At 63.7% G+C, this 21767-nt stretch carries 25 protein-coding genes and 1 pseudogene; 14 read left to right on the top strand and 12 right to left on the bottom strand.

The window, feature by feature from the left end:
* Nucleotides 1-149: 149 nt before the first annotated feature.
* On the bottom strand, nucleotides 150-1160 hold the full coding sequence (locus NKI85_RS19435) for a zinc-dependent alcohol dehydrogenase family protein (protein WP_352523980.1): 1011 nt from the start codon (nucleotides 1158-1160) through the stop codon (nucleotides 150-152).
* A 106-nt stretch (nucleotides 1161-1266) separates the two neighbouring features.
* Between NKI85_RS19435 and NKI85_RS19430 the strand changes: the two genes are divergently transcribed.
* Entirely contained in the window at nucleotides 1267-2196 is a 930-nt protein-coding gene (locus NKI85_RS19430) for a LysR family transcriptional regulator (protein ID WP_352523981.1), read from the top strand.
* An 83-nt stretch (nucleotides 2197-2279) separates the two neighbouring features.
* On the opposite strand, the gene NKI85_RS19425 is transcribed toward NKI85_RS19430, so the two are convergent.
* Nucleotides 2280-3044, bottom strand: coding sequence for a slipin family protein (locus NKI85_RS19425; protein ID WP_352523983.1), 765 nt, complete (start codon nucleotides 3042-3044; stop codon nucleotides 2280-2282).
* A complete protein-coding gene (locus tag NKI85_RS19420; RefSeq protein WP_352523985.1) occupies nucleotides 3041-4429 on the bottom strand; it encodes an NfeD family protein in 1389 nt (462 codons plus the stop codon). The genes NKI85_RS19425 and NKI85_RS19420 overlap by 4 nt, the downstream gene beginning before the upstream one ends.
* 183 nt (nucleotides 4430-4612) lie before the next feature.
* On the opposite strand from NKI85_RS19420, the gene NKI85_RS19415 reads away from it, so the two are divergent.
* Nucleotides 4613-5287, top strand: a complete 675-nt coding sequence (locus tag NKI85_RS19415; RefSeq protein WP_352777487.1) for an HAD family hydrolase — start codon at nucleotides 4613-4615, stop codon at nucleotides 5285-5287.
* 73 nt (nucleotides 5288-5360) lie between these two features.
* On the opposite strand, the gene NKI85_RS19410 is transcribed toward NKI85_RS19415, so the two are convergent.
* The 5 genes from NKI85_RS19410 to NKI85_RS19390 form a co-directional block, all read right to left on the bottom strand.
* The gene (locus tag NKI85_RS19410; RefSeq protein WP_352523987.1) at nucleotides 5361-5648 is read right to left on the bottom strand and encodes a hypothetical protein; all 288 of its coding nucleotides are present in this window, start codon (nucleotides 5646-5648) and stop codon (nucleotides 5361-5363) included.
* 107 nt (nucleotides 5649-5755) lie between these two features.
* The gene (locus tag NKI85_RS19405; RefSeq protein ID WP_352777485.1) at nucleotides 5756-6310 is read right to left on the bottom strand and encodes an RES family NAD+ phosphorylase; all 555 of its coding nucleotides are present in this window, start codon (nucleotides 6308-6310) and stop codon (nucleotides 5756-5758) included.
* The gene (locus NKI85_RS19400) at nucleotides 6311-6658 is read right to left on the bottom strand and encodes a hypothetical protein (RefSeq protein ID WP_352523989.1); all 348 of its coding nucleotides are present in this window, start codon (nucleotides 6656-6658) and stop codon (nucleotides 6311-6313) included.
* A gap of 155 nt (nucleotides 6659-6813) precedes the next feature.
* Entirely contained in the window at nucleotides 6814-7578 is a 765-nt protein-coding gene (locus NKI85_RS19395) for a pseudouridine synthase (RefSeq protein WP_352523991.1), read from the bottom strand.
* Between the two features lie 260 nt (nucleotides 7579-7838).
* On the bottom strand, nucleotides 7839-9164 hold the full coding sequence (locus NKI85_RS19390) for a LuxR C-terminal-related transcriptional regulator (RefSeq protein WP_352777483.1): 1326 nt from the start codon (nucleotides 9162-9164) through the stop codon (nucleotides 7839-7841).
* Between the two features lie 232 nt (nucleotides 9165-9396).
* Here NKI85_RS19390 and NKI85_RS19385 point away from each other — a divergent pair, with 232 nt between their 5' ends.
* The 3 genes and pseudogenes from NKI85_RS19385 (at nucleotide 9397) to NKI85_RS19375 (ending at nucleotide 11441) form a co-directional block, all read left to right on the top strand.
* Nucleotides 9397-9669, top strand: a complete 273-nt coding sequence (locus NKI85_RS19385; RefSeq protein WP_352777480.1) for a hypothetical protein — start codon at nucleotides 9397-9399, stop codon at nucleotides 9667-9669.
* Nucleotides 9670-9721: 52 nt separating this feature from the next.
* Entirely contained in the window at nucleotides 9722-10609 is an 888-nt protein-coding gene (locus tag NKI85_RS19380; protein ID WP_352523994.1) for a DMT family transporter, read from the top strand.
* 240 nt (nucleotides 10610-10849) lie between these two features.
* Nucleotides 10850-11441, top strand: a pseudogene (locus NKI85_RS19375) (DUF922 domain-containing Zn-dependent protease).
* Between the two features lie 91 nt (nucleotides 11442-11532).
* On the opposite strand, the gene NKI85_RS19370 reads toward NKI85_RS19375, so the two are convergent.
* Complete coding sequence (locus tag NKI85_RS19370; protein ID WP_352523996.1) at nucleotides 11533-12276, bottom strand: SDR family oxidoreductase; 744 nt, start codon at nucleotides 12274-12276, stop codon at nucleotides 11533-11535.
* Between the two features lie 322 nt (nucleotides 12277-12598).
* Between NKI85_RS19370 and NKI85_RS19365 the strand changes: the two genes are divergently transcribed.
* From NKI85_RS19365 to NKI85_RS19335, 7 genes are all read left to right on the top strand, one after another.
* Nucleotides 12599-13222, top strand: a complete 624-nt coding sequence (locus NKI85_RS19365) for an NAD(P)H-dependent oxidoreductase (protein ID WP_352523997.1) — start codon at nucleotides 12599-12601, stop codon at nucleotides 13220-13222.
* A 131-nt stretch (nucleotides 13223-13353) separates the two neighbouring features.
* The gene (locus NKI85_RS19360) at nucleotides 13354-13686 is read left to right on the top strand and encodes an ArsR/SmtB family transcription factor (protein WP_352523998.1); all 333 of its coding nucleotides are present in this window, start codon (nucleotides 13354-13356) and stop codon (nucleotides 13684-13686) included.
* A 4-nt stretch (nucleotides 13687-13690) separates the two neighbouring features.
* Nucleotides 13691-14389, top strand: coding sequence for an aquaporin (locus NKI85_RS19355; RefSeq protein WP_352523999.1), 699 nt, complete (start codon nucleotides 13691-13693; stop codon nucleotides 14387-14389).
* Nucleotides 14386-14808: an arsenate reductase (glutaredoxin) gene (gene arsC, locus NKI85_RS19350; RefSeq protein WP_352524000.1), complete on the top strand. Its 423-nt coding sequence runs from the start codon at nucleotides 14386-14388 to the stop codon at nucleotides 14806-14808. Before NKI85_RS19355 ends, arsC begins: the two co-directional genes overlap by 4 nt.
* Nucleotides 14809-14877: 69 nt before the next feature.
* Nucleotides 14878-15210: an ArsR/SmtB family transcription factor gene (locus NKI85_RS19345; RefSeq protein ID WP_352524001.1), complete on the top strand. Its 333-nt coding sequence runs from the start codon at nucleotides 14878-14880 to the stop codon at nucleotides 15208-15210.
* Nucleotides 15211-15260: 50 nt separating this feature from the next.
* On the top strand, nucleotides 15261-16637 hold the full coding sequence (locus tag NKI85_RS19340; protein WP_352524002.1) for an NAD(P)-binding domain-containing protein: 1377 nt from the start codon (nucleotides 15261-15263) through the stop codon (nucleotides 16635-16637).
* Nucleotides 16634-17857: an MFS transporter gene (locus tag NKI85_RS19335; protein WP_352524003.1), complete on the top strand. Its 1224-nt coding sequence runs from the start codon at nucleotides 16634-16636 to the stop codon at nucleotides 17855-17857. The genes NKI85_RS19340 and NKI85_RS19335 overlap by 4 nt, the downstream gene beginning before the upstream one ends.
* Before the next feature lie 24 nt (nucleotides 17858-17881).
* Here NKI85_RS19335 and NKI85_RS19330 read toward each other — a convergent pair whose 3' ends face one another.
* Both NKI85_RS19330 and NKI85_RS19325 read right to left on the bottom strand, forming a co-directional pair.
* Entirely contained in the window at nucleotides 17882-18106 is a 225-nt protein-coding gene (locus NKI85_RS19330; RefSeq protein WP_352524005.1) for a hypothetical protein, read from the bottom strand.
* Nucleotides 18107-18337: 231 nt separating this feature from the next.
* Nucleotides 18338-18703 (bottom strand): VOC family protein, encoded by a 366-nt coding sequence (locus tag NKI85_RS19325; RefSeq protein WP_352524006.1) that lies wholly within the window; start codon nucleotides 18701-18703, stop codon nucleotides 18338-18340.
* A gap of 144 nt (nucleotides 18704-18847) precedes the next feature.
* On the opposite strand from NKI85_RS19325, the gene NKI85_RS19320 reads away from it, so the two are divergent.
* The gene (locus NKI85_RS19320; protein WP_352524007.1) at nucleotides 18848-19159 is read left to right on the top strand and encodes a hypothetical protein; all 312 of its coding nucleotides are present in this window, start codon (nucleotides 18848-18850) and stop codon (nucleotides 19157-19159) included.
* Nucleotides 19160-19203: 44 nt separating this feature from the next.
* A complete protein-coding gene (locus NKI85_RS19315; protein ID WP_352777472.1) occupies nucleotides 19204-20079 on the top strand; it encodes a sigma-70 family RNA polymerase sigma factor in 876 nt (291 codons plus the stop codon).
* A 342-nt stretch (nucleotides 20080-20421) separates the two neighbouring features.
* On the opposite strand, the gene NKI85_RS19310 is transcribed toward NKI85_RS19315, so the two are convergent.
* On the bottom strand, nucleotides 20422-21579 hold the full coding sequence (locus NKI85_RS19310) for a sulfite oxidase (RefSeq protein WP_352777469.1): 1158 nt from the start codon (nucleotides 21577-21579) through the stop codon (nucleotides 20422-20424).
* Between the last annotated feature and the right edge of the window lie 188 nt (nucleotides 21580-21767).

Genomic DNA, 21767 nt, shown 5'->3' with positions numbered 1-21767 from the left:
TTGTGGTCAGCCGAGAGCTTTGCGCGGGTATGCGAACTACGATCGGTTGATAGGTCGGCGGGACAGCGCCCCTCCTCTGTCCTGCCGGACAACTCCCCCACGAGGGGGGAGATTGGCAGCTTTGCGGACAGCGCTCTGCCTTTCCAGGCTCACCACGACAGCGCAAATGCAAGCTTGCCGAAATGCCGGCCGCCGGCTGCCATATGCGCGTAGGCCTCGGTTGCCTGGTCTTGGCTGTAGACCGTGTCGATGACCGGATCGATACGGGCGGCGCCGATAGCGCGCGCGGCATTGCGCAGGTCGGATACCGATCCGGTGTTGTTGCCCACCACCTTGAGCGCCTTGATGATAATCGGCAGCAGGTTTGCGGTGGCCTCCGTGCCGGTGACGAAGCCGATGACGAACACCGTGCCGCCCGGCGCCGCGGCATTGATGGAGCGGGCGAAAGTGGCGGAGCCGCCGGTTTCGACGATCAGGTCGGCGCCGAGGCCGTTGGTCAACTCGAGCACCTTGGCGTCCCAGTCCGGTGTCATGCGGTAGTTGATCAGGTGATCGGCGCCGAGCGCCTTGGCGCGCGCCAGCTTTTCGTCCGACGACGAGGTGATGATGACCGTGGCACCGGCTGCCTTGGCCAGCTGCAGGGTCAGTATCGAGACACCGCCGGTGCCGAGCAGGACGACGACCGATCCCGGCCCGGCATCGGCGACGCGGATCGCATTCCATGCGGTGGTTCCGGCGATCGGCAGCGTCGCCGCCGCTTCGAAGGACAAATGCGCCGGCATCGGCACGACGGCATTGGCCGGCAGCGCCACATATTCGGCGAGCGAGCCGGGCAGCGTCAGGCCACGCATCTCGGTGGTCTCATAGGGCCGCGGGCGGCCGCCGATCCAACGCGGTTTTGCATGGGCGATGACGCGATCGTTGACGGCGAGCCTCGACACGCCCTCGCCAATGCCGACGATCTCGCCGGCGCCGTCGACGACGGGAATGAGCGGAAAGCTCGGACCTGGGTAGTTGCCGCTCGCCACCGCGATGTCGACGAAATTCAGGCTTGCGGCGCGCAGGCGGATCAGCACTTCGCCGCGCTGCGGTTCAGGCGTGGGAACGGTGGCCGCGCGAAACGCGTCCAGTCTCGGGGCAGTCAGTTCGATCGCTTTCATGTCTCACTCCGGTTGATGGGCCGATTGACGGGCCGGGATTGAGTGAAGCTAGCTGCTGCGCTATTGGTATATAATCCTTGCTTTTCACATTTGAGTTCTGCGCCTGATGCAGCAATCGCACGAACCGGCAGCATTGGCCGAAATGGCCGCCTTCGCGGCAATCGCCGAAGCACGCTCCTTCACCAGGGCGGCGGCACGCATCGGCCGCGACGCGACCATCCTGTCGCGGCGCCTTGCCTCGCTGGAGGAGCGGCTGGACGTGCGCCTGCTGCACCGGACGACGCGCAGCGTGTCGCTGACCGAGGCGGGTTCGGAATTTCTCGTCCGCGTCCGCGCCATCCTGGCCGCGGTCGACGAGGCCGAGGCTGCAGCGTCGGCGCATGCCGGCGGCGGGCCGCGCGGCGTGCTGCGACTGGCGCTGCCCGGCTCGTTCGGGCGCATGTGGATCGGCCCGCTGCTGCCGCAATTTCTCGCCGAATTTCCCGACGTTCGTATCGAGGCCGAGTTCTCCAACCGGTTCGTCGACCTCGTCGCCGAGAATTTCGATGTCGCCGTCCGCCTCGGCGCGCTGGAGGATTCGCGGCTAGTGGCGCGCAAGGTCGCGACACGGCGGCGGCTGCTGTGCGCCGCACCGTCCTACCTTGCCCGCCGGGGCACGCCGGCTACGCCGGAAGCGCTGCTGGAACACAGCTGCCTCGGCTTCTCGGGCTTCCAGACCTTTCCGGCCTGGGAGATGACCGACAGCACGGGCCGGCGCGTCAGTATCGAAGTTTCCGGGCCGCTGGTCACCGACGACGCCGAGGTGCTGGTCGAAGCCGCCGTACAGGGCGTCGGACTGATGATGAGCACGGATTGGTTGGTCGGACGCGAACTCGCCGACGGCCGGCTGGTGCCGGTGCTGGAGGACTGGACGCTTGCCGACGAGGGCGCCGTCTATGTCGTCATGCCTTCGGCCAAGGGGCAAGCCGCCAAGACTCGCGCCTTCGCCGACTGGATCGGCAAACGCTTTGCGCCCGTCCCGCCGTGGCGGAGGTGAGGGGGTGGTGAAGCTGCCGATCTTCCCCCGCAAGGGGAAGATCGGCCGTCATCTCGGCTTTCGCTAACCTCGCACGTTTCAACTCACTTCTTCTCACCGGGCTGCTTGATGAAATGAGAGAGCAGATCCATCGGCAGCGGAAACACGACCGTCGACGAGCGCTCGCCAGCGATGTCATGCAGGGCCTCGAAATAGCGCAGCTGCATGGCCTGCGGTTCCTGAGCCAGCATCTTGCCGGCCTCGACGAGCTTTGCCGCCGCCTGTTGCTCACCATCGGCATTGATCACCTTCGCACGCCGCAGCCGTTCGGCCTCGGCCTGCTTGGCGATGGCGCGGATCATGCTCTCGTTAAGGTCGACATGCTTGATCTCGACATCGGATACCTTGATGCCCCAGGCATCGGTCCGCTGATCGAGAATCTCCTGGATATCGCTGTTGAGCCGGTCACGTTCGGACAGCATTTCATCGAGCTCATGCTTGCCAAGCACCGAGCGCAACGTGGTTTGCGCCAGCTGGTTGGTCGCGGCCATGAAGTCCTCGACCTGGATGATCGCCCGCTCGGGGTCGACGATTCGAAAATACAGCACGGCATTCACCTTCACCGAGACATTGTCGCGCGAGATCACGTCCTGCGGCGGCACGTCCTGGACCACCACGCGCAGATCGACCCGCACCATCTGCTGGACGAAGGGGACGAGGAGAATGAGACCGGGTCCCTTCACCCCAGTGAAGCGGCCCAGCGTAAAGACCACGCCACGCTCATATTCCCTCAGGATGCGAATGGCCGCGGACAGGAACATCAGCACGATAAGAGCGAGTACCAGATAGACGACATAACCGATGATCATTGCCTTGCTCCATCACGGCGCCGTACCGTGAGCACGAGACCCTTGACGCCCGCCACCTCGACATTGTCGCCTGGTGCCAGTGGTTCGTCGGCCTTCGCCCGCCAGCGCTCGCCCCGGGCAAGCACGTGGCCCTCGCCGCCCTTCCAGTCGAGGATTTCAGCCGGCAGTCCGCGCATGGCCTGCGCGCCGACCCGCGCAGGCCTCTTGCGCGCGGTCCAGACATAGCTGCCGGTCAGGAATGCCAGGCCAAGCGTCAAGGTGGCGGCAGTGCCGATGACGGCCCACGACATCTCGAAGCCGGGCCCCTCGATCCTGAGCAGCATGGCAGCACCCAGCAGAAAGGCTGCCACGCCTCCCAATCCAAGCACCACGGTGGGATTGAAAGCCTCGACGACGAGGAAGGCGATGCCAAGCAGCATCAAGGTAAGGCCGGTATAGTTGATCGGCAGGAGATTGAGCGCATAGAGGCCAAGCAGCAGGCAGATCGTGCCGATCACGCCGGGCGCCACTGCGCCCGGGCTGGTGAACTCGAAGACGAGGCCATAGACGCCGACCAGCATCAGGATGACGGCGATGTTCGGATCGGTGATGACGGCGAGAAGCCTGATGAGCCAGCCAGGCTCCAGCGTTTCAACCGGCAGCCCTTTCGTCGCCAACACTTCTTTCCCGCCGGCCACCTCGACCGTCCGGCCATCGGCCAGTTGCAGCAGTTCGGTCGTGTCGCGGGCGACGAAGTCGACGACATGCTCCTGCAGCGCCGCGTTGGCCGACAGGCTGGCCGCCTCGCGCACGGCCTTTTCACCCCAATCGGCATTGCGTCCGCGCAGTTCAGCCAGGCTGCGGATCAAGGCGACCGCGTCATTGGTCACCTTGGCCATCATCGCATCGCCTGCCGGCGGCCCGGCGGCGTTCTTCTGGTCCTTGCTCGCGTCGTCGTTCTTGTCGCCGCCGCCGGGAAAGGATGGCAGCGGCCCGCCAAGCTCGATGGGCGTTGCAGCACCAAGATTGGTGCCGGGCGCCATCGCCGCGACATGGGTCGCGTAGAGGATGTAGGTTCCGGCGCTCGCCGCATGCCCACCAGCGGGCGCGACATAGCCGATGACGGGAACCGGCGAGGCGAGGATGCCGGCGATGATCTCGCGCATGCTGGTGACCAGCCCGCCGGGCGTGTCGATCTGCAGGATGAGGACCTCGGCGTTTCGCTCCGCGGCGACCGACAGTGCTTCCTTGAACTGGCCGGCGCTCGCCGGACCAATGGCGCCGTTTATCTCGACGCGCAACGCAACCCTCTCGCGGTCGCCGGCCTCTCCGGTTGTGGAAAAGGAACAAACGATCACAGCGGCGACGAAAGTCGCGGCGAGAAGGGCCACACGCCAGAGTTTCACGCTCAAAGCTCCACATACAAGATATGGGCTCGATTTTGCCGAAATCCATGACGGGGCTCGGCCGAGCTTGAAGGCGCAGCGATCATGGATCGATCCCCGGGGCGGTGACGGCACTGGCCGGCCTGTGCTTGCCGCCAGCCCGCGCTACATCCGATCAATCGAAAAGCACCCAGGAGAAAAACAATGCGTCTGCAACCCGCTTTCCTGTTCGATCTCGACGGCACGTTGGTCGACAGCGTCTACCAGCATGTGCTGGCCTGGAAGGAGGCGCTCGACGAGGAGGATATCGAGCTGTCGGTCTGGCGCATCCACCGCAAGATCGGCATGAGCGGCGGGCTGTTCACCAACCAGCTGCTGCGCGAAACCAACATTGAGATCAGCACCGAGCGCGTCGACCGGCTGCGGCGGCGCCATGCCGCAGCCTATCAGCGCCAGGCGAGCCGCATCCGGCCGCTCCCCGGTGCGCGCGAATTGCTGGCGTGGCTGACGGAGGCGGGCATACCGTGGGCGATCGCCACCAGCGGGCGCATGGAGACGGCGTCGGTCAACCTCGCCGCGCTCGGCGTCGATCCGGAGCGGACGCCGGTGGTGACGCGCGACCTGGTCAAATACGCCAAGCCCGATCCGGACCTGTTCATCGCCGCAGCCGAAAGGCTGAACGTGCCGATCGAGGCAACGGTGGTCGTTGGCGACAGCGTCTGGGACATGCTGGCGGCGGTTCGCTGCCGGGCGCTGGGCGTCGGCCTGCTCAGCGGCGGCTACGGCACCGAGGAGCTTCGGCAATCGGGCGCGTTCCGCGTCTACGAAGATCCCGACGACATGCTGCGCCATATCGACGAGGTCGGCAGCCGCACCTGACGGTGACGGGCGGCTGTCGCTGTCATTTCGATCACACCCATCTCTTGCGCATTGGAGCCCACTCTAGCGGGTTCTATTGCGCGGCGTCCTCCTGGATTGTCTGGTCCTGGATTCGGGCGGGTGCCCCGAGACACAGATCGTAGCCGATGGTGCAATTGTTCAGGCATTCGTTGCGCGCATTGATCGACCGGACGCTGTTGTAGTCGATCGGCTGAGCCTGGCATTGGTTCTGGCACTCCCGGTCCTTCTCGGCGCAGTTCGTGCCGTGGCCTTTGGGGTACTTCTTGCCAGCCGCTTCGCCATTCAGCGGCATGACTGCCAGGAACGCCAGCAGGGTCGGTATCACTCGGACCAGACGCATGGATCCTCCTTCGCGCGTTGGAGTCTCGGCAATTGGCGGCAATGCTAGCGCGCCACTTCCCCTGGCCGCATCGCCCGCGCGGGGGATGGACAGCAGCGGGGCCGCCGCTAAGTCCAGTCGATGTCCCCATGATCGGTTCTGGTCGTGATCGCCCCAGCCGGCAGCCGATCACAAAACGCGACGACGTTCAGGCAGTCGTATCGCGCGCTGGGCACGATCAGACCGTCATAGTCGAGGAAATGCGCGGCCTCGCCGATGTCTTGCGACCTGGGATATTCGGCATGCTTTTCCTGATACGAAAGCTGCCCATAACGCGGCGTGTCCAGACCGAGGGACTGCAAGGCAGCCAGGTCCAGCAGCCTGAGCGCCCGCTCCAAAGCAAGATCGATCTCGAAAAGATTGTATCTGACACGCGAAGGGGCCACTGGTTGCCCCCGCGTCAGGTGAAACCTCATCTCGCTCAAAGCACCTTCCCGCGCCTGTGAGGCGTAGAGCACATCGAATGTTTCATCGCCCCAACGGCCACCGGAGCTTGAGCACTGGATCGGGCTGCGGCCCTGGCGCACCACTCGCCAAACCGTTCCTGAGTATTCGACCGGAGCTATTGCTTCGATAGCGTCGATGAGTCGGCTGTCGCGTCGTTTCCGCCCGGTGATCGCCAATTAGAGAAAGACCTCGTTCTCCAGCCGATCGATGACTTTGAGGACGTCGAGAGCACGGTCGTCGTGAATGAGATCGATTGCTCTTTCGCCATTCAATTGCGGGTGTCGAGCGTAAAGCCAGGTGCGAATATCACTTGGCTCGTAGAACTCCTGCAGGCGGCCGACGATATAATGCAGGTCCGACAAAATGAGTTCGCTGCGCGGCTGGGGCTTGATGTCGCCGGCCTTCCATCTCGAAACCGTGGCCTTGGACACGTCGGTGATGTTTGCAATATCGGTCCCCTTGAGACCGCCAAACGTGCTCAATTCGTCCAGGAATCTGGGAACCGCGCGCAACGCCGTACTCATGTTTTTCTCTCCGGCTCCAAGCCAGCTTCGCCTATGCGCGTCAGACTGGCACTTCGACTGCACCATCGCATTTCAGTTTCACGAACGGAAAATATGAAACAGAGATGTTAATGTCAATTGCTCCGTCGGCTTGAGACGCGTCCAACGCCAGATGCTCAGGCCTGAAGCAGCGCCCGCTCTTCCGCAGTAAGATGGCGTGCCTTGCCCTTGGCGAGGTCGCCGAGCTGCAATTGGCCGATCGCGATCCGCACCAGGCGCAGCACCTCGATATCATGGGCACCGAGCAGCCGGCGGATATGGCGGTTGCGGCCCTCGTCGAGCACGATCTCCAGCCAGGCGGTGCTGGTGCCGCCGCGCAGCAGCTCGATCGACCGGGCCGTCAGCAATTCGCCATCGACCGTGGCGCCGCCGCGCAACCGCGCCAGCATGCCGTCGTCGGGCAGGGCGCCGATCTGCACGTGATAGGTCTTGGCGGCATGCGAGGCGGGGTCGAGCAGGCGCTGCGCGAAGCGCGTGTCGTTGGTCATCAAGAGCAGGCCTTCGCTCGCCTTGTCGAGGCGGCCGACCGGCGAGACGAAGGGCAGGTCGAGCCCTGCCAGGCACTCATAGACGGTGCCGCGTTCTTGCGGGTCGTCGCGGGTGGTGACCAGCCCGCGCGGCTTGTTGAGCATCAGATAGACCTTGCGCTCGGCGGCGATGCGGCGACCGTCGACCTCGATGCGGTCGCGACCGGGATCGACGCGCATCGAGCCGTTGCGCACGATTTTGCCGGCGACCCGCACGCGCCCCTCGGCAACCAGAAGCTCGGCCTGCTTGCGCGAGCACAGGCCAAGCTTCGACAGCGCGCGGCAGAGGCTGACACCGGGAGGCTGGGTCCCGGGAGCAGGGCGTTGCCGTACAATGTTCGGTCGCGGCGACATGATGCGTTTGGTTCTCGTTACGCATTCCCAGTATAGCCGGCTGCCGGCTGTGTCCACGCAAGGACTGGATGTGGCCTGCATTGGTTGTCCTTTCCCGCAACATCGGCTCACGCCGGCACGGGCTCCGTCGCCATTCATGCGGTGCTGTTAGCCGAGTCTTGCCAGCCTTGCGGCGTCGCGTATGGCCAGCACGGCATCCGGGTTAGTCACGGGATAGGCTGTGATGAAGCGTTCGACCGAAAATTCGGGGAATTCAGCTTTCAACGGGCGGCAAACCTGGCCGCCTCGCCGGCCTCACCCATAGCCGCATGCGCGAGCGCCAGAAACATCAGCACGTCCGGCGATTCCGGCGAACTCCGGCGGAGCGCCGCAATGGCTTGCCCGTGTCTGCCGGCGGCGAACAGAATGCGGCCCTGCATGCCAAAATACCAGGGCGGGGCCAGCGGATTGAGGCGCATGGCACGTTCCATGAGCGGTATCGCCTCGGCCGGATCGCCAACGACAAGCGCCTTGCTGCCGGCAAGCAGCGGCAGTATGCCGGCATGATTGAAGCCGTATTCGAGAGCGCGCCGGTGCGCGCGCTCAGCTCCTTCGAGGTCGCCAACGCATGCCCTTAGATTGCCAAGGCATGCGTGGGCGCAGCTGTCCGTCGGGTCGAGGCGCAAGGCGTTTTCGGCCGCCGTCCGCCAGTTCTCGATCGCGGTCAACACGTCGTCGCCAAAGCCGTTGCAGGCCTCGATCGAATAGGCATAGGCGAGCTCGGCCCAGCAGTTGGCGAAAGTGGGGTCAAGCTCCAGCGCGCGTAAAAACAGGCGGATCGCCTCCGCATTGCCGGCTCGGCTGAACGTGGTGTGGTGTTCGACGGCAAGCAGATAACAGTCATAGGCGCGCAAGCTGGCTGGCGGCTTGCGGCGAACCGCGTTGCGGCCGACGGTGGCGAGCGTTCCGTAACTGCCGGCGAACACATTGATGACGCTTTCGGTCAGGCTGTCCTGCAACGCGAAAATATCCTCGACGGCGCGGTCGTAGCGCTCTCTCCACAGGCTGACGCCATTACGGGCATCGGCAAGCTCTATCGTCAGGCGAACCCTCTGGTCATCGGCGCGCAACCTGCCCGACACGATATAGGTGACGCCGAGCGCCTTGCCGTCCGCGGCGAAATTGGCCGGTTTGGTGCCTAGCGATTTCATCGTGTGGAAGGCGATGACAGGCAAGCCCGCGTACCGCGCCAGGTCGATAGTGATGTCCGACGACAGCCCGTCGGCAAAGCGTTGCCATACCTCTTCGGAATTCAGGCATTCGATCGGGAATATGGCGAGCACCGGAGAGGCGTCGGACAAAGGCAAAAGCGCTTCCTGCGGCGCACCCGAGGTGGTGGCAAAGTACGTCGCGAGCCCGACCTTGGTCCGTACGCCGAGCTTTTCGTAGATGCTCGCAAGGTGAGTGCGAACAGTGGTCGGGGCAATGAAAAGCGCCGTGCCGATTTCACGGTAAGTCATGCCGGACGCGAATTTTTCCGCAACCGCACGCTCGCGACCCGACAAGGCATCGAGCGCCTGCGCTTTCGAAGCGTCACTGAGCATCATGGTAGAACCCGTCCCCGGTGGAAGAATACTACAAATGCAGGAGGTCGAATACTGCATCTGCCCGATGCCGCCGCTGACGCACAAACTGCAAGGTCGCCTGCAGCAACAGCTATAATCAGGGGAGGCTTCCATGCGTACTGTTTCGACAGTTCTGGCATGCGCGATTTTGAGTGTTTCCGCCGGCCCGTCGCCGTCGCTCGCAGGCGGATGCAGGCAGTTGCTGGAATCGGACGTGAAAATCGCCAGCATGCGCGTCTATGCCGACATCCTGGCCAATGCCGCGCGAAAGGGCTGGAACTACACGCCTGAATCCATTGTCAACGGCTCAAGGCGGCATTTCGAGGAGATGAAGCTCCAATTGGTGGCCGTCGGTTATCAGATCGTCCCGGTCAGCGCGCACCCACACTGCACCCATTCGAACAGGTTGAGCGATAATTCGAGCACGATGTCCGCGCCGAACGCCGAAGGAAGCCCAAATCATCGCCCGCGGCACAGCCGAACCTGATCGCTCATCGTGCGCCGAATGCATCCGGCGCAAGCTCTGTCGAGGCGTTGACATGTCAAAGGTGCAGGCCAACTGTCTGCTCCTGCTCGCCGCCGCCTTCTGGGGCTTTGGCAATGTCGCGCAGAAGACCGTGCTGGATCATCTCGATCCGCTCAGCGCCGTGGGCATGCGCTGCCTTATCGCGGGGCTGATGGCCGCGCCGCTGATGCTGCTTGAGCGGGGACGGAAATTTGGAGCCAGCTACCGTGTGAGCCTCATCAAGGTGAGCTTGCTGTTTTCAATTTCCATTGCCATCCAGCAGGCCTCCTATCTCGGCACCTCCGTCACCAATGCGAGCTTCCTGGTGAATACGGCAACCGTAATCACACCGCTCGCCGCCTGGCTCCTGATCGGCGAGCGACCGACTGGAACGGGTGGGTTTGCTGCTGCCATGACACTGGGCGGTGTCCTGCTGCTGTCCGGAGGCTTGGCTGCCGGCTTCAGCCGGGGCGATCTCGCTGCGATTGCTTCGGCCGCGTGTTACGCATTTTGGATGGTGGAGCTTGGCCGCCATGTGAAGACCCACGGTGCGCCAATCACCATGGCTGCCGCTCAATTTCTCGGAGCGGCGATGATCACCCTGCCGCTCGGCGCCTTTCAAGGCAATTTGTCGCTGGCGGCCGTCCGCGAGGCGGGCCCGGAACTCGCGGTGCTCGGCATTTTCTCGACCGGGGCCGCCTTCGGCATCCAGACATTTGCTCAACGTTTCACGTCCGCCAGCCATGCTGCCGTGATCGTCAGCGCAGAGAGCGTATTCGGAGCGATTGGCGCAGCAATATTTCTTGGCGAGCGGCTATCGCCCGTCGGAGCGGTCGGTGCCGCGGCTATATTCGGAGCGATCACCTTGCTGTCGCTATCGGTCGACAAATCCGAAAACCGCAAGCCGGCGGTGGCAGACTGAGAGAACCCGGAGCTTTTCGCATGCCTACTGCAGGGCTGTATTCTATTTCAGCACTTTCAGGACGCGGGAGGCCCGCCGCGGCGATGCTCTCAGGAGACAAACCCGATGAGCTGCCATAACAGTCGTCCCGACAGAAGACCTCCTCGCCAGGATCGATCACAAGATCGAAAATGCTGGCCTAGCGCCGGGATTGCGCATGCGCCTTGCTAAGGGCGGGTGTTGCAGCGTCTTGATGTCGGTATGAAAACAGCCGTTCGACTTTGTCTGCTGCTCGCCTCCCTGCTGACATCGCCGGCGCATGCCGGCTGGCAGGCGGTCGAGAAGGTCGAGACCTATGCCATCTCAGGGCAATCCGGCCCTGAGCTCTACGTTTCGATCGGCGGGCGCGGGCTGCTGCTCGGCGAGCGCCGCGTCATCGCGCATACCAATTTCAAGCTGACCTGGGTCAGGGACTACCAGCCGCAAGGCGATGCCTGCGTGCTGGTATCGGCAAGGCCGAAGCTGATCATCACCTACACCTTGCCGAAGCCGGGCACACGGCTGCCGGGCGTCGTCCAGAAGAACTGGGAGGTTTTCGCTGCCGGCCTAGCCGCCCACGAAAAGATACATGGCGCCATGATCATCGACATGGTGCACAAGATAGAGGCGGCCACCATCGGCCTCACCGTCCCCGATGACCGCGGCTGCAGCAAGATCAGGATCGAAGTGACGAGACGGCTCGCTGGACTCTCGCAGGCGCAACGGCAGGCGGGGCCGTGACTTCGACCGGGTTGAATTCGGCCCGGGCGGCAAGTTGCGGCAGCTTGTGTTCACGCTGATGACTGGGGGATGATGCTGCGGGGCGGCAAGGGTTGGCGGGACAGCGCCCCCTCTGTCCTGCCGGACAGAGGGGGCGGCGCAGGGTACCACCTTGTCGGCCAACCTCACGCCTGCTCGGTCGGATAGAGCGTCAGGATGTTGACGTTGACCCTTGGCGGCTGCGTCACCGCATAAAGGATGGCGGCGGCGATGTCCTGGCTTTCCAGCTGCTCCATGTCGCCCAGCCTTTGCTCGACTGCCTGACGCACATCGGCGCGCATATTCTGGGTGAACTCGGTCTTGACGGCGCCCGGCTCTATGCAGGTCACGCGGATGCCGTCCTTGCCGATCTCGCGGCGCAGCGATTCCGCCATTGCGCTCACCGCGTGCTTAGTGCCGGAATAGACCACCGAAGGGTGGATGTAACGGCCGGTGCCGGACGAGACGACGACGATGTGGCCGGCGCCTTGCCGCTGCATCGACGGCAGTGCCGCATGGATCGGATAAAGCAGGCCCAGAATGTTGACGTCGACCATCCGGCGGTACTCTTCCGGCGTCGTGTTGCGGAACGGCGCGGCGACGCCGACGCCGGCAACCGCAAGCAGAATGTCGAGCCGGCCGTACTCCTGCAGGACCCGTTCGACCATGGCCGTGGCTTGCGCTTCGTCGGTGACGTCGGCGACAATCGGCAGAGCCGCGCTGCCGGTCTCACGGATTCGCCTCGCCAGGTCGTCCAGGCGTTCGGCGCGCCGCGCGGCAATCACCAGCGTGGCGCCCTCGGCCGCTAACGCCAAGGCGGTGGCCTCGCCGATGCCTGAGGAGGCACCAGTCACCAAGGCGATCTTGCCGCTCAGTTTTCCTGTCTGCATCTTTTTCTCCTGAGGTTTTGGATACGTCCAGAAGCTAGGTGCGGATGTTCTGGAAGCAATGCTGATGGGCGACCGAAGGACCGGAAGGCTTGCGGGACAGAAGGGGCGGGACAGCGCCCCGGGCGGCCAATGTCTGCGCAATTTCCCTTGAGCGAACGAGCGGGCCTTGACGTGACTGGAGGTGTTGCGTCTTGATGTGGGGCTGCGGGGCTGCTTCGCATGAAAACAGCTGATCGACTACGTCTGCGGGTGGCTTGTTTGCATGCGACGCGCTTGCATGCACCACCGCGATCCTCTTGCGACCGAGCGGTCTGAGCGCAAGATGAAGGTCCTCGTCGTCTATTGCCATCCCTGCACCGACAGCTTCAACGGCGCCGTGCGCGATACGGTGCTGGAGACGCTTGCCGAAAGGGGCCATCAGATCCACCTGCTCGACCTCTATGCGACCGGCTTCGATCCAGTCATGCGCACCGAGGAATGGCGCGGTTACCACGACAAGGCGGCGAACCTGCAACCGGTGCACGAACACGCGCAGGAGCTGCTCTGGGCGGAGGCGGTCGTCTTCATCTATCCGACCTGGTGGTATGGCCTGCCGGCCATGCTGAAAGGCTGGCTGGAGCGCGTGCTGGTGCCGGGCTTCGCTTTCGAGATGCCGACCGCACGACACGGCCCGCGGCCCAAATTGCGGCACATACGCCGGGTGATGGCGATGACCACATGCGGCGCCACGCCGCTGATGTCGTGGATCATGGGACACCCGGGCAGGCGAACCCTGCTGCGCGGCTTCCGCTCCGTCTGCCATCCGCTGTGCCGGACCAAATTCGTGGCGCTCTACCGGATGGACAGCGTCTCGGCGGCCGAGCGTCAGGCGCATCTGCAGCGGGTCAGGAAAGCCGCGGCCAGTCTTGGCCGCGCTGATGCCGTTGCCGCCACGGTGCCTGGCTGATTATGTCGCCAGGCAGGTGAGGGCAGCGCAAACGCCCGGAGTAAGAGGCGAACTCAAATCTAAAGCGATTGCATTGCGTCACCGACACCATGCGCGTTGACTATCTTCGTCATTTCTGGAATCTTGGAAATATGGATAAGACACTCGCCCTTTCGGCGCTTGCCGCGCTCGGCCAGGAAACCCGGCTGGACGTTTTTCGCCTTTTGGTGCGGGCCGGAGCCGACGGTGTGCCGGCGGGCGAGATCGCCTCGCGGCTCGCCGCGTTTCCCAATACGGTATCGGCTCATCTCAAGATCCTCTCGCATGCCGGCCTGGTACGGACCGAACGGGAGGGCCGCAGCGTGCGCTACTTTGCCGATATGACCGGCTTTCGCGATCTGCTCGCCTACCTCATGGAGGATTGCTGCAATGGCGCACCGGAACTTTGCCAGCCTGTGATCCAGGCCGTGACCTGCAACTGCTAGCGAGATGAGCTCCGGCATCGCCAATCTTTCCCGCCGCCTTGTTGCCGAAGCCCTCGGCACGGCTCTGCTGGTCGCCACCGTTGTCGGTTCCGGCATCATGGCCGACCGGCTGACCGATGACGTCGCCGTCTCCCTGCTCGGCAACACCTTGCCGACCGGGGCGATCCTGATCGTGCTGATCACCATATTCGGGCCGATCTCCGGAGCGCATTTCAACCCGGCGGTGACGCTGGTATTCGCGCTTCGACGTGAAATCGAAACGACCGCAGCGCTTGCTTACGTCGCCGCCCAGATTGCCGGCGGCATCGCTGGAACGTTGCTCGCGCATGCAATGTTCGAATTGCCGATCCTGCAAGTGTCGGCGACGGTGCGGACCGGAAGCGGGCAATGGATTGCGGAACTGGTCGCCGCCTTCGGGCTGGTCTTCACCATCCTTGCCGGCCTACGCTCCCGTCCGGATTCGATCCCTTGGCTGGTCGGGCTCTATATTACCGCCGCCTATTGGTTCACCGCATCGACATCCTTCGCCAATCCGGCCGTCGCCATCGCCCGTGCGTTCTCCAACACTTTTGCCGGGATCCGCCCCGCCGACCTGCCGGGCTTCATCGCCGCCGAGCTTTTGGGCGCATTGCTCGCCATGGCATTGGCAGGGTGGCTGCTCGCCCGACCGAAACCAGTCGGACAGATGAAAGCCGCGCAATGACCATCACCATCTACCACAACCCCGATTGCGGCACCTCGCGCAACACGCTGGCCATCATCAGGCAGTCCGGCGAGGAGCCGGAGGTGATCGAATATCTGAAGAACCCGCCATCGCGGCAAAAACTCGTCGAGCTGATCGCGGCGATGGGCATGACGCCGCGCCAATTGCTGCGCGAGAAGGGCACGCCCTATGGCGAACTCGGCCTGGGCGACCCCAAGTGGAGCGACGACGAGATCCTCGATTTCATGCTGGCGCATCCGATCCTGATCAACCGGCCGATCGTGGTGACGCCGCTCAGCACCATGCTCGCCCGACCCTCCGAAGCCGTGCTCGATATCCTGCCCAATCCGGATATCGGCCCGTTCACCAAGGAGGACGGCGAGGTCGTCATCGACGCCAGCGGCAAGCGCGTCGCCTAGATATCGTCTTATTTCGATCTTTGTCGAAATTCTCTTGACGTGCAGCGATTCTGGAAATAGCTTATTTCCATGAAACTCGAAAAAGCAGCTGCGCAACTTGAAGCCCTCGGCAACCCGACGCGGTTGCAGCTCTACCGCACCCTGGTGCGGGCGGGCGATGAGGGGCTGCCGGTCGGGCGCATCCAGGACAGGCTCGGCATCGCCGCCTCGACGCTGTCGCATCACCTCAAGCGGCTGGTCGACACCGGCCTGGTGACACAGGAGCGCCAGGCGACGACGCTGATCTGCCGGGCCAACTATCCCGCCATGAATGGGCTCATCGGATACCTCGCAGACGAATGCTGCGCCGACGCCACCTGTGCGCCGGCATCGGCGGAAGCGACGGCCAAGACGCCGGCGTGATTTTTTTGGCAGTATAATTCGAAATTACCGGAAGGATCGAAGGTATGGAAATGATCGAAAAACTCCCCGTCGCGGTGATCGGCGCCGGGCCGGTCGGCCTGGCGGCAGCGGTCCACCTCATCGCGCAAGGTATTCCTGTCAAAGTCTACGAAGCCGGCAATGCGGTTGCATCCAACCTCAGGGATTGGGGCCATGTCCGGGTGTTCACGCCCTGGCGCTATTGCGTCGATCAGGCGGCTAGAAACCTGCTCGAGGTGCATGGCTGGCGGATGCCGGAGCCCGAGGCATTCCCGACCGCAAACGACCTCGTCGCGGACTATCTCGAGCCGCTGGCAAAGCTTCCGCAGTTGTCGCCGTCGATCGAAACCGGCGCCCGCGTCGTCGGCATTTCGCGCTGGGGCGCCGACAAAGTGCTGAGCAAGGAACGCGAAAACCGGCCGTTCATGCTGGTGGTCGAAACCGCCAGTGGCACGCGGCGCGACAGCGCCCGCGCCGTCATCGATGCGTCGGGAACCTGGCAAATGCCGAACCCGCTCGGCGCCGGCGGAATTCGTGCCGTAGGCGAAGCGCAATTTGCCGACCGCATCGCCTACGGCATTCCCGACATCCTCGGCCGCGACCGCAGCCTTTATGCCGGCAAGACGACGCTGGTCGCCGGCTCCGGCCATTCAGCCGCCAATGCCTTGCTGGATCTCGCCAGGCTGGCGGATATGGAGCCCGGCACGGTCTTCATCTGGACAACGCGCGGCACCGACCTGGTGCGCATCTATGGCGGCGGCGATGCCGACCAATTGCCGGCACGCGGCGAACTCGGCGTCGAAGTGCGGGAGCTGGTGGAAAGCGGCGGCGTCAGACTGGTGACGGGCTTTGCGGCTGTTTCGATCCGCGATGCCGACGGCCGGTTGGTCGTCGAAGGCCAGACCAAGGACGGCTTGCAGCGAATTGGCCCGGTCGACCGCATCATCGCCGCGACCGGACAGCGCCCCGATCTGTCGCTGACCCGCGAGCTTCGGCTCGAACTCGATCCGTGGCTGGAAAGCGCCAAGGCGCTGGGACCGCTGATCGATCCCAACGAACATTCCTGCGGCGACGTGCCGCCGCACGGCCACCGCGAGCTCAGCCATCCCGAGTATGGGTTCTATACGGTCGGCATCAAGAGCTATGGCCGTGCGCCGACCTTCCTGCTGCTGACCGGCTATGAGCAGGTCCGCTCCGTCGCCGCGGCGATCGCCGGCGACATGGTTGCGGCCGACAATGTCCAGCTCGTGCTGCCGGACACCGGCGTCTGCACCGTGCCGAGGATCGGCATTGCCGACAAGGGTTGCTGCGGCGGTCCGGCGCCGGCGGCTTCGAGCGCCTGCTGTGTCGCCGACGCCGAGGCGAAGGCGGCCGGCAAAGGCGGCTGTGGCTGCAGCGTCGCGGCATGAGCCTTCTGGCGCCTTCGCCCTCCATCCTGCGCAGCCGCGGCGCGATCATCACCGCGCTTGGCCTGACGCAGATCATGGCGTGGGGATCTTCCTACTATCTTCCAGCGGTCATCGCGCCGGCGGTCTCCTCCGATACCGGCTGGCCGCTGGCATGGGTTGTCGGCGGCCTGTCCCTCGGCTTGCTCACGGCAGGATTGATCTCTCCGCGCGTCGGGTCGTCGATCGAGCGGCATGGCGGCCGCAACGTTCTGGCGTTCAGCGCCGCATGCATCGGGCTCGGCCAGATCGGGCTGGCTCTTGCCCCTAATCTTGCGGCCTATATCGCGGCCTGGCTGGTCATCGGACTGGGCATGGGGGCGGGGCTCTACGATGCCGCTTTCGCGACGCTTGGTCGTCACTATGGCCATGGCGCGCGCTCCGCCATCACCACGCTGACGCTGTTCGGCGGTTTTGCCAGCACGATCTGCTGGCCGATTTCGGCCTGGCTTCTTGGGGAGGTCGGCTGGCGCGGCACCTGCCTGGCCTACGCTGTCTTTCAGCTGGTGATTGCGCTTCCGCTCTATCTGGTGATCCTGCCTCGTGAGGCGCCGCAGCCGGCAGTCAAACCGGGATTGAACCAGGCGAAGCCGATCCTCGAAAACAATCCCGATCCGTCGATCATGATCGTGTTGGCCGCCACACTTACGCTTGCGGCGGTGATCTCCTCGACGCTGTCGGTGCATCTGCTCACCATCCTGCAAGGCAGCGGCATGGCGCTGGCCGCGGCCGTCGGGCTCGGCGCGCTGGTCGGCCCGTCCCAGGTGGCGGCGCGCGCGATCGAGATGACCATCGCGCGCCACCACCATCCGATCCTGACCAAGTTCGCCTCGGTTACGTTTGTGGCGATCGGCGTTTCGGCGCTCTGGGCCGGCATGCCGGTCATCCCGCTGGCGCTCGGCTTCTACGGCGCGGGCATCGGCCTCGAATCCATCGCGCGGGGAACGCTGCCGCTCGCGCTGTTCGGCTCGAATGGCTACGCGAGACTGATGGGCCGCCTCGCCATGCCGAGCCTGATCGCCCAGGCGGCGGCACCCTCGGCCGGCGCATTGCTGCTGGAGCGCTTCGGCCCGCACGGGACGTTGGCCGCGCTTTCCGGTCTGGCGCTGGCCAACGTCATCCTCGCATGCGGCTTGGGCTGGCGGATGCTCCGCTGGCGGCAATCGCAGGTTCAAATTCGATAGGATTTCGACCCGCGTTCAACGCCGTCAACTGGAGAGCGGGAGATCTTCCAAGGGATCGACAAGGAAGGATGCGGCAATCAGATCGTCCGCGTCGAGGCGCAGTGAGCCTTTGGCGCCGCCCATGATGGCGGCAACCTTTTGAAACGTCTTGATTTCGTGCTCGGTAATCTGGGCAGTTTGCATTCTGGATTTGAGGTCAGCGACGCGCAGCCCCAAACTGTGGGACATTCCGATTTTACGGTTCGACATGGTAAGATGCTCCTCCCCGGCCCATGTTTGTTTTGCCACCCGCCCTTATTCGCATTTCCTCCGCCTGCCTAAATATGAGGCATCGCGAATACAGCGCCCGAACGCCCGATGCAAGGGAAGGTTCCGGCGCGCAGAGGTCACGAAATAATAACACGAAGGAAGCACGGCCGATGGTCCGGCCGAAGGTAGGACTTAGGTAGGACGCCCCGCCGGACAGAGAGCTCCGGTGGCTTATCGGCTGGCGAGGACCATGCGGTTGCCTTCGCTGTCGCGAAACTCTGCCACCGTGCGCCCCGGCTGCCACGGCGCCTCATGCGGTTCGGTGATGATTTCGACGCCGCCCGCCTTCAACGCCGCGCTCATTGCTCCGACATTTTCGTCGACCAGCACCAATACGGGCTCCGCGCCGGGGGCGTCGTCGGTGCGTCTGATGAAATGCAGGTTCGTCACGGCATGCGGAAATGCCAGCTCGATCCAGCGCCAGCCGCCATCGCCCATCTTCTGGTCGGCCAGCACCTGACAGGCGAGATGCCTGGTGTAGAACGCCTTGGCGCGGTCCTGGTCGAATACCGGAAGCTCGGCAAACTGGATATGCATGATCGTCGCTCCTGCTTGATGGCTGCCGCGCAGCCGCCCACGCGGGAATGACGATGCGGGCAACCGAAAAGATTCTTCGGTAATGAGAATCTTTTCAGCGCAGCCGGTCGTCCTTCGTTCATACCAACCAGTCAGGAGACGACGATGAACTACGCACTCATTCGATACGGTGTGAACCAAGCCGACCTGGAAGATAACCGCGCGCTGGTCGAAAAAGTGTTCGAAGCACTGGGCGAGGCGGCACCGCCGACGGTGCGCTATCTCGTGCTCGAGCTGGACGACGGCTCGTTCGTCCACATCGTCGGCCAGGACGGCGATTCGTCGGCGCTGACCGGGCTTGCCGCCTTCAAGGCGTTTGCGGAAAACCACGCCGAACGCCGTTCGACCCCGGCAATGCGATCGCCTGTCAAAGTCATCGGCAATTACCGTATGCTGGCGGATCAGGAAGCCGGGTAGCGCCTGCCATGCCGCTCGCGCAGAAATGGGACGCTACGCCGAAAATGAACAGGGCGACTTTGGAGGCGATGCTCGTCGGGTTGCGGCCAAGGCTGCATCGCTACTGCGCGCGCATGGCCGGCTCGGTGATCGACGGCGAGGATATCGTCCAGGAGGTGCTGATCAAGGCGCTGCAGGCGATCGACGGCGGCGCCATGGTCGAACGGCCGGAGCAATGGCTGTTTCGCATCGCCCACAATGCCGCGCAGGATCATCTGCGGCGGCGCAATCGGGAAAGGTCGCGCATGACCGAGGCCGACATGAGCGTCATCGAGGATCCCTCCGGCAGCGCCGACAGCCGGCTCGCCGCCCAGACCGGCCTGCGCTCCTTCATGCAGCTTTCGGTGCCGCAGCGCAGTGCCGTGATCCTGGTCGACGTGCTCGGCCTCAGCCTGCACGAGACCTGCGAAGTGACCGGCGCGACGCTCGCCGCCACCAAGGCCGCGCTGCATCGCGGGCGGGCGCAGCTCAAGCTGCTGGCGCTGCAGCCCGAGCAGGCGCTCGCGCCGAGGCTCGACGCCGATGACGAGCGCCGGCTGCGGCGCTATGTCGACCTGTTCAACGCGCGCGACTTCGACGCGGTCAGGGCACTGATCGCAGAGGACGTCCGGCTCGATGTCGTCAACCGCGTCCGCCTGCGCGGCAAGGCCCAGGCGTCGACCTATTTCGGCAATTACGATCGTATCAGCGACTGGGCATTGTCGCTCGGCTTCGTCGACGGCAGGCCGGCCATCCTCATCCGCGACCCGCAGGCGGCCGACGGCACCGTGCGCGGCTTCGTGCTGGTTGAATGGGCGGGCGATGAAATCATCCAGATCCGCGACTTCCGCTATGCACCGTGGTGCCTGGTCGATGCGGAAATCAGGGCCGTGGAGAGGTGAGGAGAGCGCTGGAAATGGTGCGGAAATGACGCGCGAAGGCGACATAGCCAAGGTTGCGCTACCGGACAAGTCTGCCATCGCCTCGATCCCCAAGCTGAGGGGCTCCGCTTCCGATTTCGGGAGCGGTATCGTCGCGAAGAGGATCTACGGCCCACACCCGTCATGCGAGCGGCGCCAGCTTTCGGATCAGGCAGCCTCCTCCTGGGTAACCCAGACGCAATTGCCACATGGCAGCAAGTTCTTAGAGCGGTTCCGGTTCTCTTGGACCCGGTAACTCGCTCTACTATCTGTTTTGCCGCATTTATGCGGACGCCAAATGATTCCATTTGGCTGCAAAATGCGCTAGCCGATACGCACGCGGCGCGTCACCTGGCCATTGCTTTCCCAGTATGTGTGTTTCTTGGCAATCAAGGGATCGTCCATCGCCGGTTGAATTTGTCCCGTGGTGCTGACCGCGCGCGAGGTCACCGTGTGTTCTCCAGGAGAGGGATTTGCCCAAGCCAGGGACCAAATCTTCCAGGCGTGTTCTGCCTCCTCACCGTGGTCAATGGTCGCTGGTGCCCAAGGCCCCTGATCGATTTGCACTTCGACCCGGTCGATCGGCGCCCCCCAGGCTGCCCCGACGATGCGGTAATCCGAGTCTTTCCGGGTAACCTTCGCAGGCGCGGACTTTATCAGCGCTCGCCCGACTGAAGTCTCGGCCCATACGGTCTCGCCGTTGTGGTCCTCCTCCCGGATGGTGACATAGTCACGGGCCATCAGAAGGCTCATGAACCGCGTATCGCGAACCTCGATGCGCTTTAGCCACTTGACGTTGGCGATCCCGTACCAGCCTGGAGCAATGAGCCGTACCGGGAAGCCATTGGGCGCTGGCAAGGCGGCTCCATTCATTTCATAGCAGAGGAGATTGTCGGGGTTCATCGCGTCGGCGAGCGACATGCTACGAGCGAAATTCTGCTGCATCTTGACGTCGCGTATCGGGACCTCGCCTGTGTCGGTACCGAAAAAGACGACCTCGATGCCCTTCTCCAGAACACCGGCTTCCTCGAGGATCGGGGCGAGCGGCGTCCCTGCCCAGCGAGCATTGCCGATGCCGCCGGTGAAAAAGGGAAACCCGTGGTTGCCCGAGCATTCCACTGTGAAAACGACCTCCTGCCGCGGTCGCGCCCTGATGTCGGCGAGCGTTAACTCCAAGGGCTTCTTGACCAAGCCTCCGATCTCCATCGACCATGTCTTCTCGTCGATCGTTGGTCGGTTGAAATGCGAGATGCTGAAGAACTTGTCGTTTGGCGTTATCCAGCTGTCCAAATCCTCCCAGACAAGCTGCTTCTGGATACCCACCGGATCGGGATTTTTGGTCGGCTGATCCAGCCACGGAATAACTTCCTCGCTCGGCCGTGTTGGAAAGGCGTAAGCCCGACGCGAGGTATAGAGAGCAGCAATTGCGGCAAGAGCCGCGCTTCCTTGAACAAGAAGTTCTCTGCGCTGAAAATCAGGCATGTTGTTTACCTCCCAGTTGATCCGGAACGGGCTGCAACGTGCCTTAGGCCGCAGCCTGATCACGGATAGACGACACAATGTGAGGCTGCCCACCCGGAAGTATCCGGATAGGTCAGACAATCACCGACGCAAGTCAAGCATGTGAAGCATTGCACGAAACGCTAGCTTGCGTTTCGCACGCTAAGAGT

The organism is Mesorhizobium sp. M0571, assembly GCF_040320985.1.
Lineage (GTDB): Bacteria > Pseudomonadota > Alphaproteobacteria > Rhizobiales > Rhizobiaceae > Mesorhizobium.
The sequence above is the reverse complement of the archived record's forward strand: the minus strand, read 5'-3'. Positions and strand labels throughout refer to the sequence as shown.

What these genes read in the sequence shown, in the direction of transcription:
- NKI85_RS19315 (WP_352777472.1), top strand. Translation starts at nt 19,204, where the DNA reads ATGAACAGGGCGACTTTGGAGGCGATGCTCGTCGGGTTGCGGCCAAGG.
- NKI85_RS19320 (WP_352524007.1), top strand. Translation starts at nt 18,848, where the DNA reads ATGAACTACGCACTCATTCGATACGGTGTGAACCAAGCCGACCTGGAA.
- NKI85_RS19400 (WP_352523989.1), bottom strand. Translation starts at nt 6,658, where the DNA reads ATGAGTACGGCGTTGCGCGCGGTTCCCAGATTCCTGGACGAATTGAGC.
- NKI85_RS19415 (WP_352777487.1), top strand. Translation starts at nt 4,613, where the DNA reads ATGCGTCTGCAACCCGCTTTCCTGTTCGATCTCGACGGCACGTTGGTC.
- NKI85_RS19390 (WP_352777483.1), bottom strand. Translation starts at nt 9,164, where the DNA reads ATGATGCTCAGTGACGCTTCGAAAGCGCAGGCGCTCGATGCCTTGTCG.
- NKI85_RS19310 (WP_352777469.1), bottom strand. Translation starts at nt 21,579, where the DNA reads ATGCCTGATTTTCAGCGCAGAGAACTTCTTGTTCAAGGAAGCGCGGCT.
- NKI85_RS19340 (WP_352524002.1), top strand. Translation starts at nt 15,261, where the DNA reads ATGATCGAAAAACTCCCCGTCGCGGTGATCGGCGCCGGGCCGGTCGGC.
- NKI85_RS19380 (WP_352523994.1), top strand. Translation starts at nt 9,722, where the DNA reads ATGTCAAAGGTGCAGGCCAACTGTCTGCTCCTGCTCGCCGCCGCCTTC.
- NKI85_RS19360 (WP_352523998.1), top strand. Translation starts at nt 13,354, where the DNA reads ATGGATAAGACACTCGCCCTTTCGGCGCTTGCCGCGCTCGGCCAGGAA.
- NKI85_RS19325 (WP_352524006.1), bottom strand. Translation starts at nt 18,703, where the DNA reads ATGCATATCCAGTTTGCCGAGCTTCCGGTATTCGACCAGGACCGCGCC.
- NKI85_RS19335 (WP_352524003.1), top strand. Translation starts at nt 16,634, where the DNA reads ATGAGCCTTCTGGCGCCTTCGCCCTCCATCCTGCGCAGCCGCGGCGCG.
- NKI85_RS19355 (WP_352523999.1), top strand. Translation starts at nt 13,691, where the DNA reads ATGAGCTCCGGCATCGCCAATCTTTCCCGCCGCCTTGTTGCCGAAGCC.
- NKI85_RS19410 (WP_352523987.1), bottom strand. Translation starts at nt 5,648, where the DNA reads ATGCGTCTGGTCCGAGTGATACCGACCCTGCTGGCGTTCCTGGCAGTC.
- NKI85_RS19435 (WP_352523980.1), bottom strand. Translation starts at nt 1,160, where the DNA reads ATGAAAGCGATCGAACTGACTGCCCCGAGACTGGACGCGTTTCGCGCG.
- NKI85_RS19395 (WP_352523991.1), bottom strand. Translation starts at nt 7,578, where the DNA reads ATGTCGCCGCGACCGAACATTGTACGGCAACGCCCTGCTCCCGGGACC.
- NKI85_RS19330 (WP_352524005.1), bottom strand. Translation starts at nt 18,106, where the DNA reads ATGTCGAACCGTAAAATCGGAATGTCCCACAGTTTGGGGCTGCGCGTC.
- arsC (WP_352524000.1), top strand. Translation starts at nt 14,386, where the DNA reads ATGACCATCACCATCTACCACAACCCCGATTGCGGCACCTCGCGCAAC.
- NKI85_RS19370 (WP_352523996.1), bottom strand. Translation starts at nt 12,276, where the DNA reads ATGCAGACAGGAAAACTGAGCGGCAAGATCGCCTTGGTGACTGGTGCC.
- NKI85_RS19365 (WP_352523997.1), top strand. Translation starts at nt 12,599, where the DNA reads ATGAAGGTCCTCGTCGTCTATTGCCATCCCTGCACCGACAGCTTCAAC.
- NKI85_RS19425 (WP_352523983.1), bottom strand. Translation starts at nt 3,044, where the DNA reads ATGATCATCGGTTATGTCGTCTATCTGGTACTCGCTCTTATCGTGCTG.
- NKI85_RS19430 (WP_352523981.1), top strand. Translation starts at nt 1,267, where the DNA reads ATGCAGCAATCGCACGAACCGGCAGCATTGGCCGAAATGGCCGCCTTC.
- NKI85_RS19345 (WP_352524001.1), top strand. Translation starts at nt 14,878, where the DNA reads ATGAAACTCGAAAAAGCAGCTGCGCAACTTGAAGCCCTCGGCAACCCG.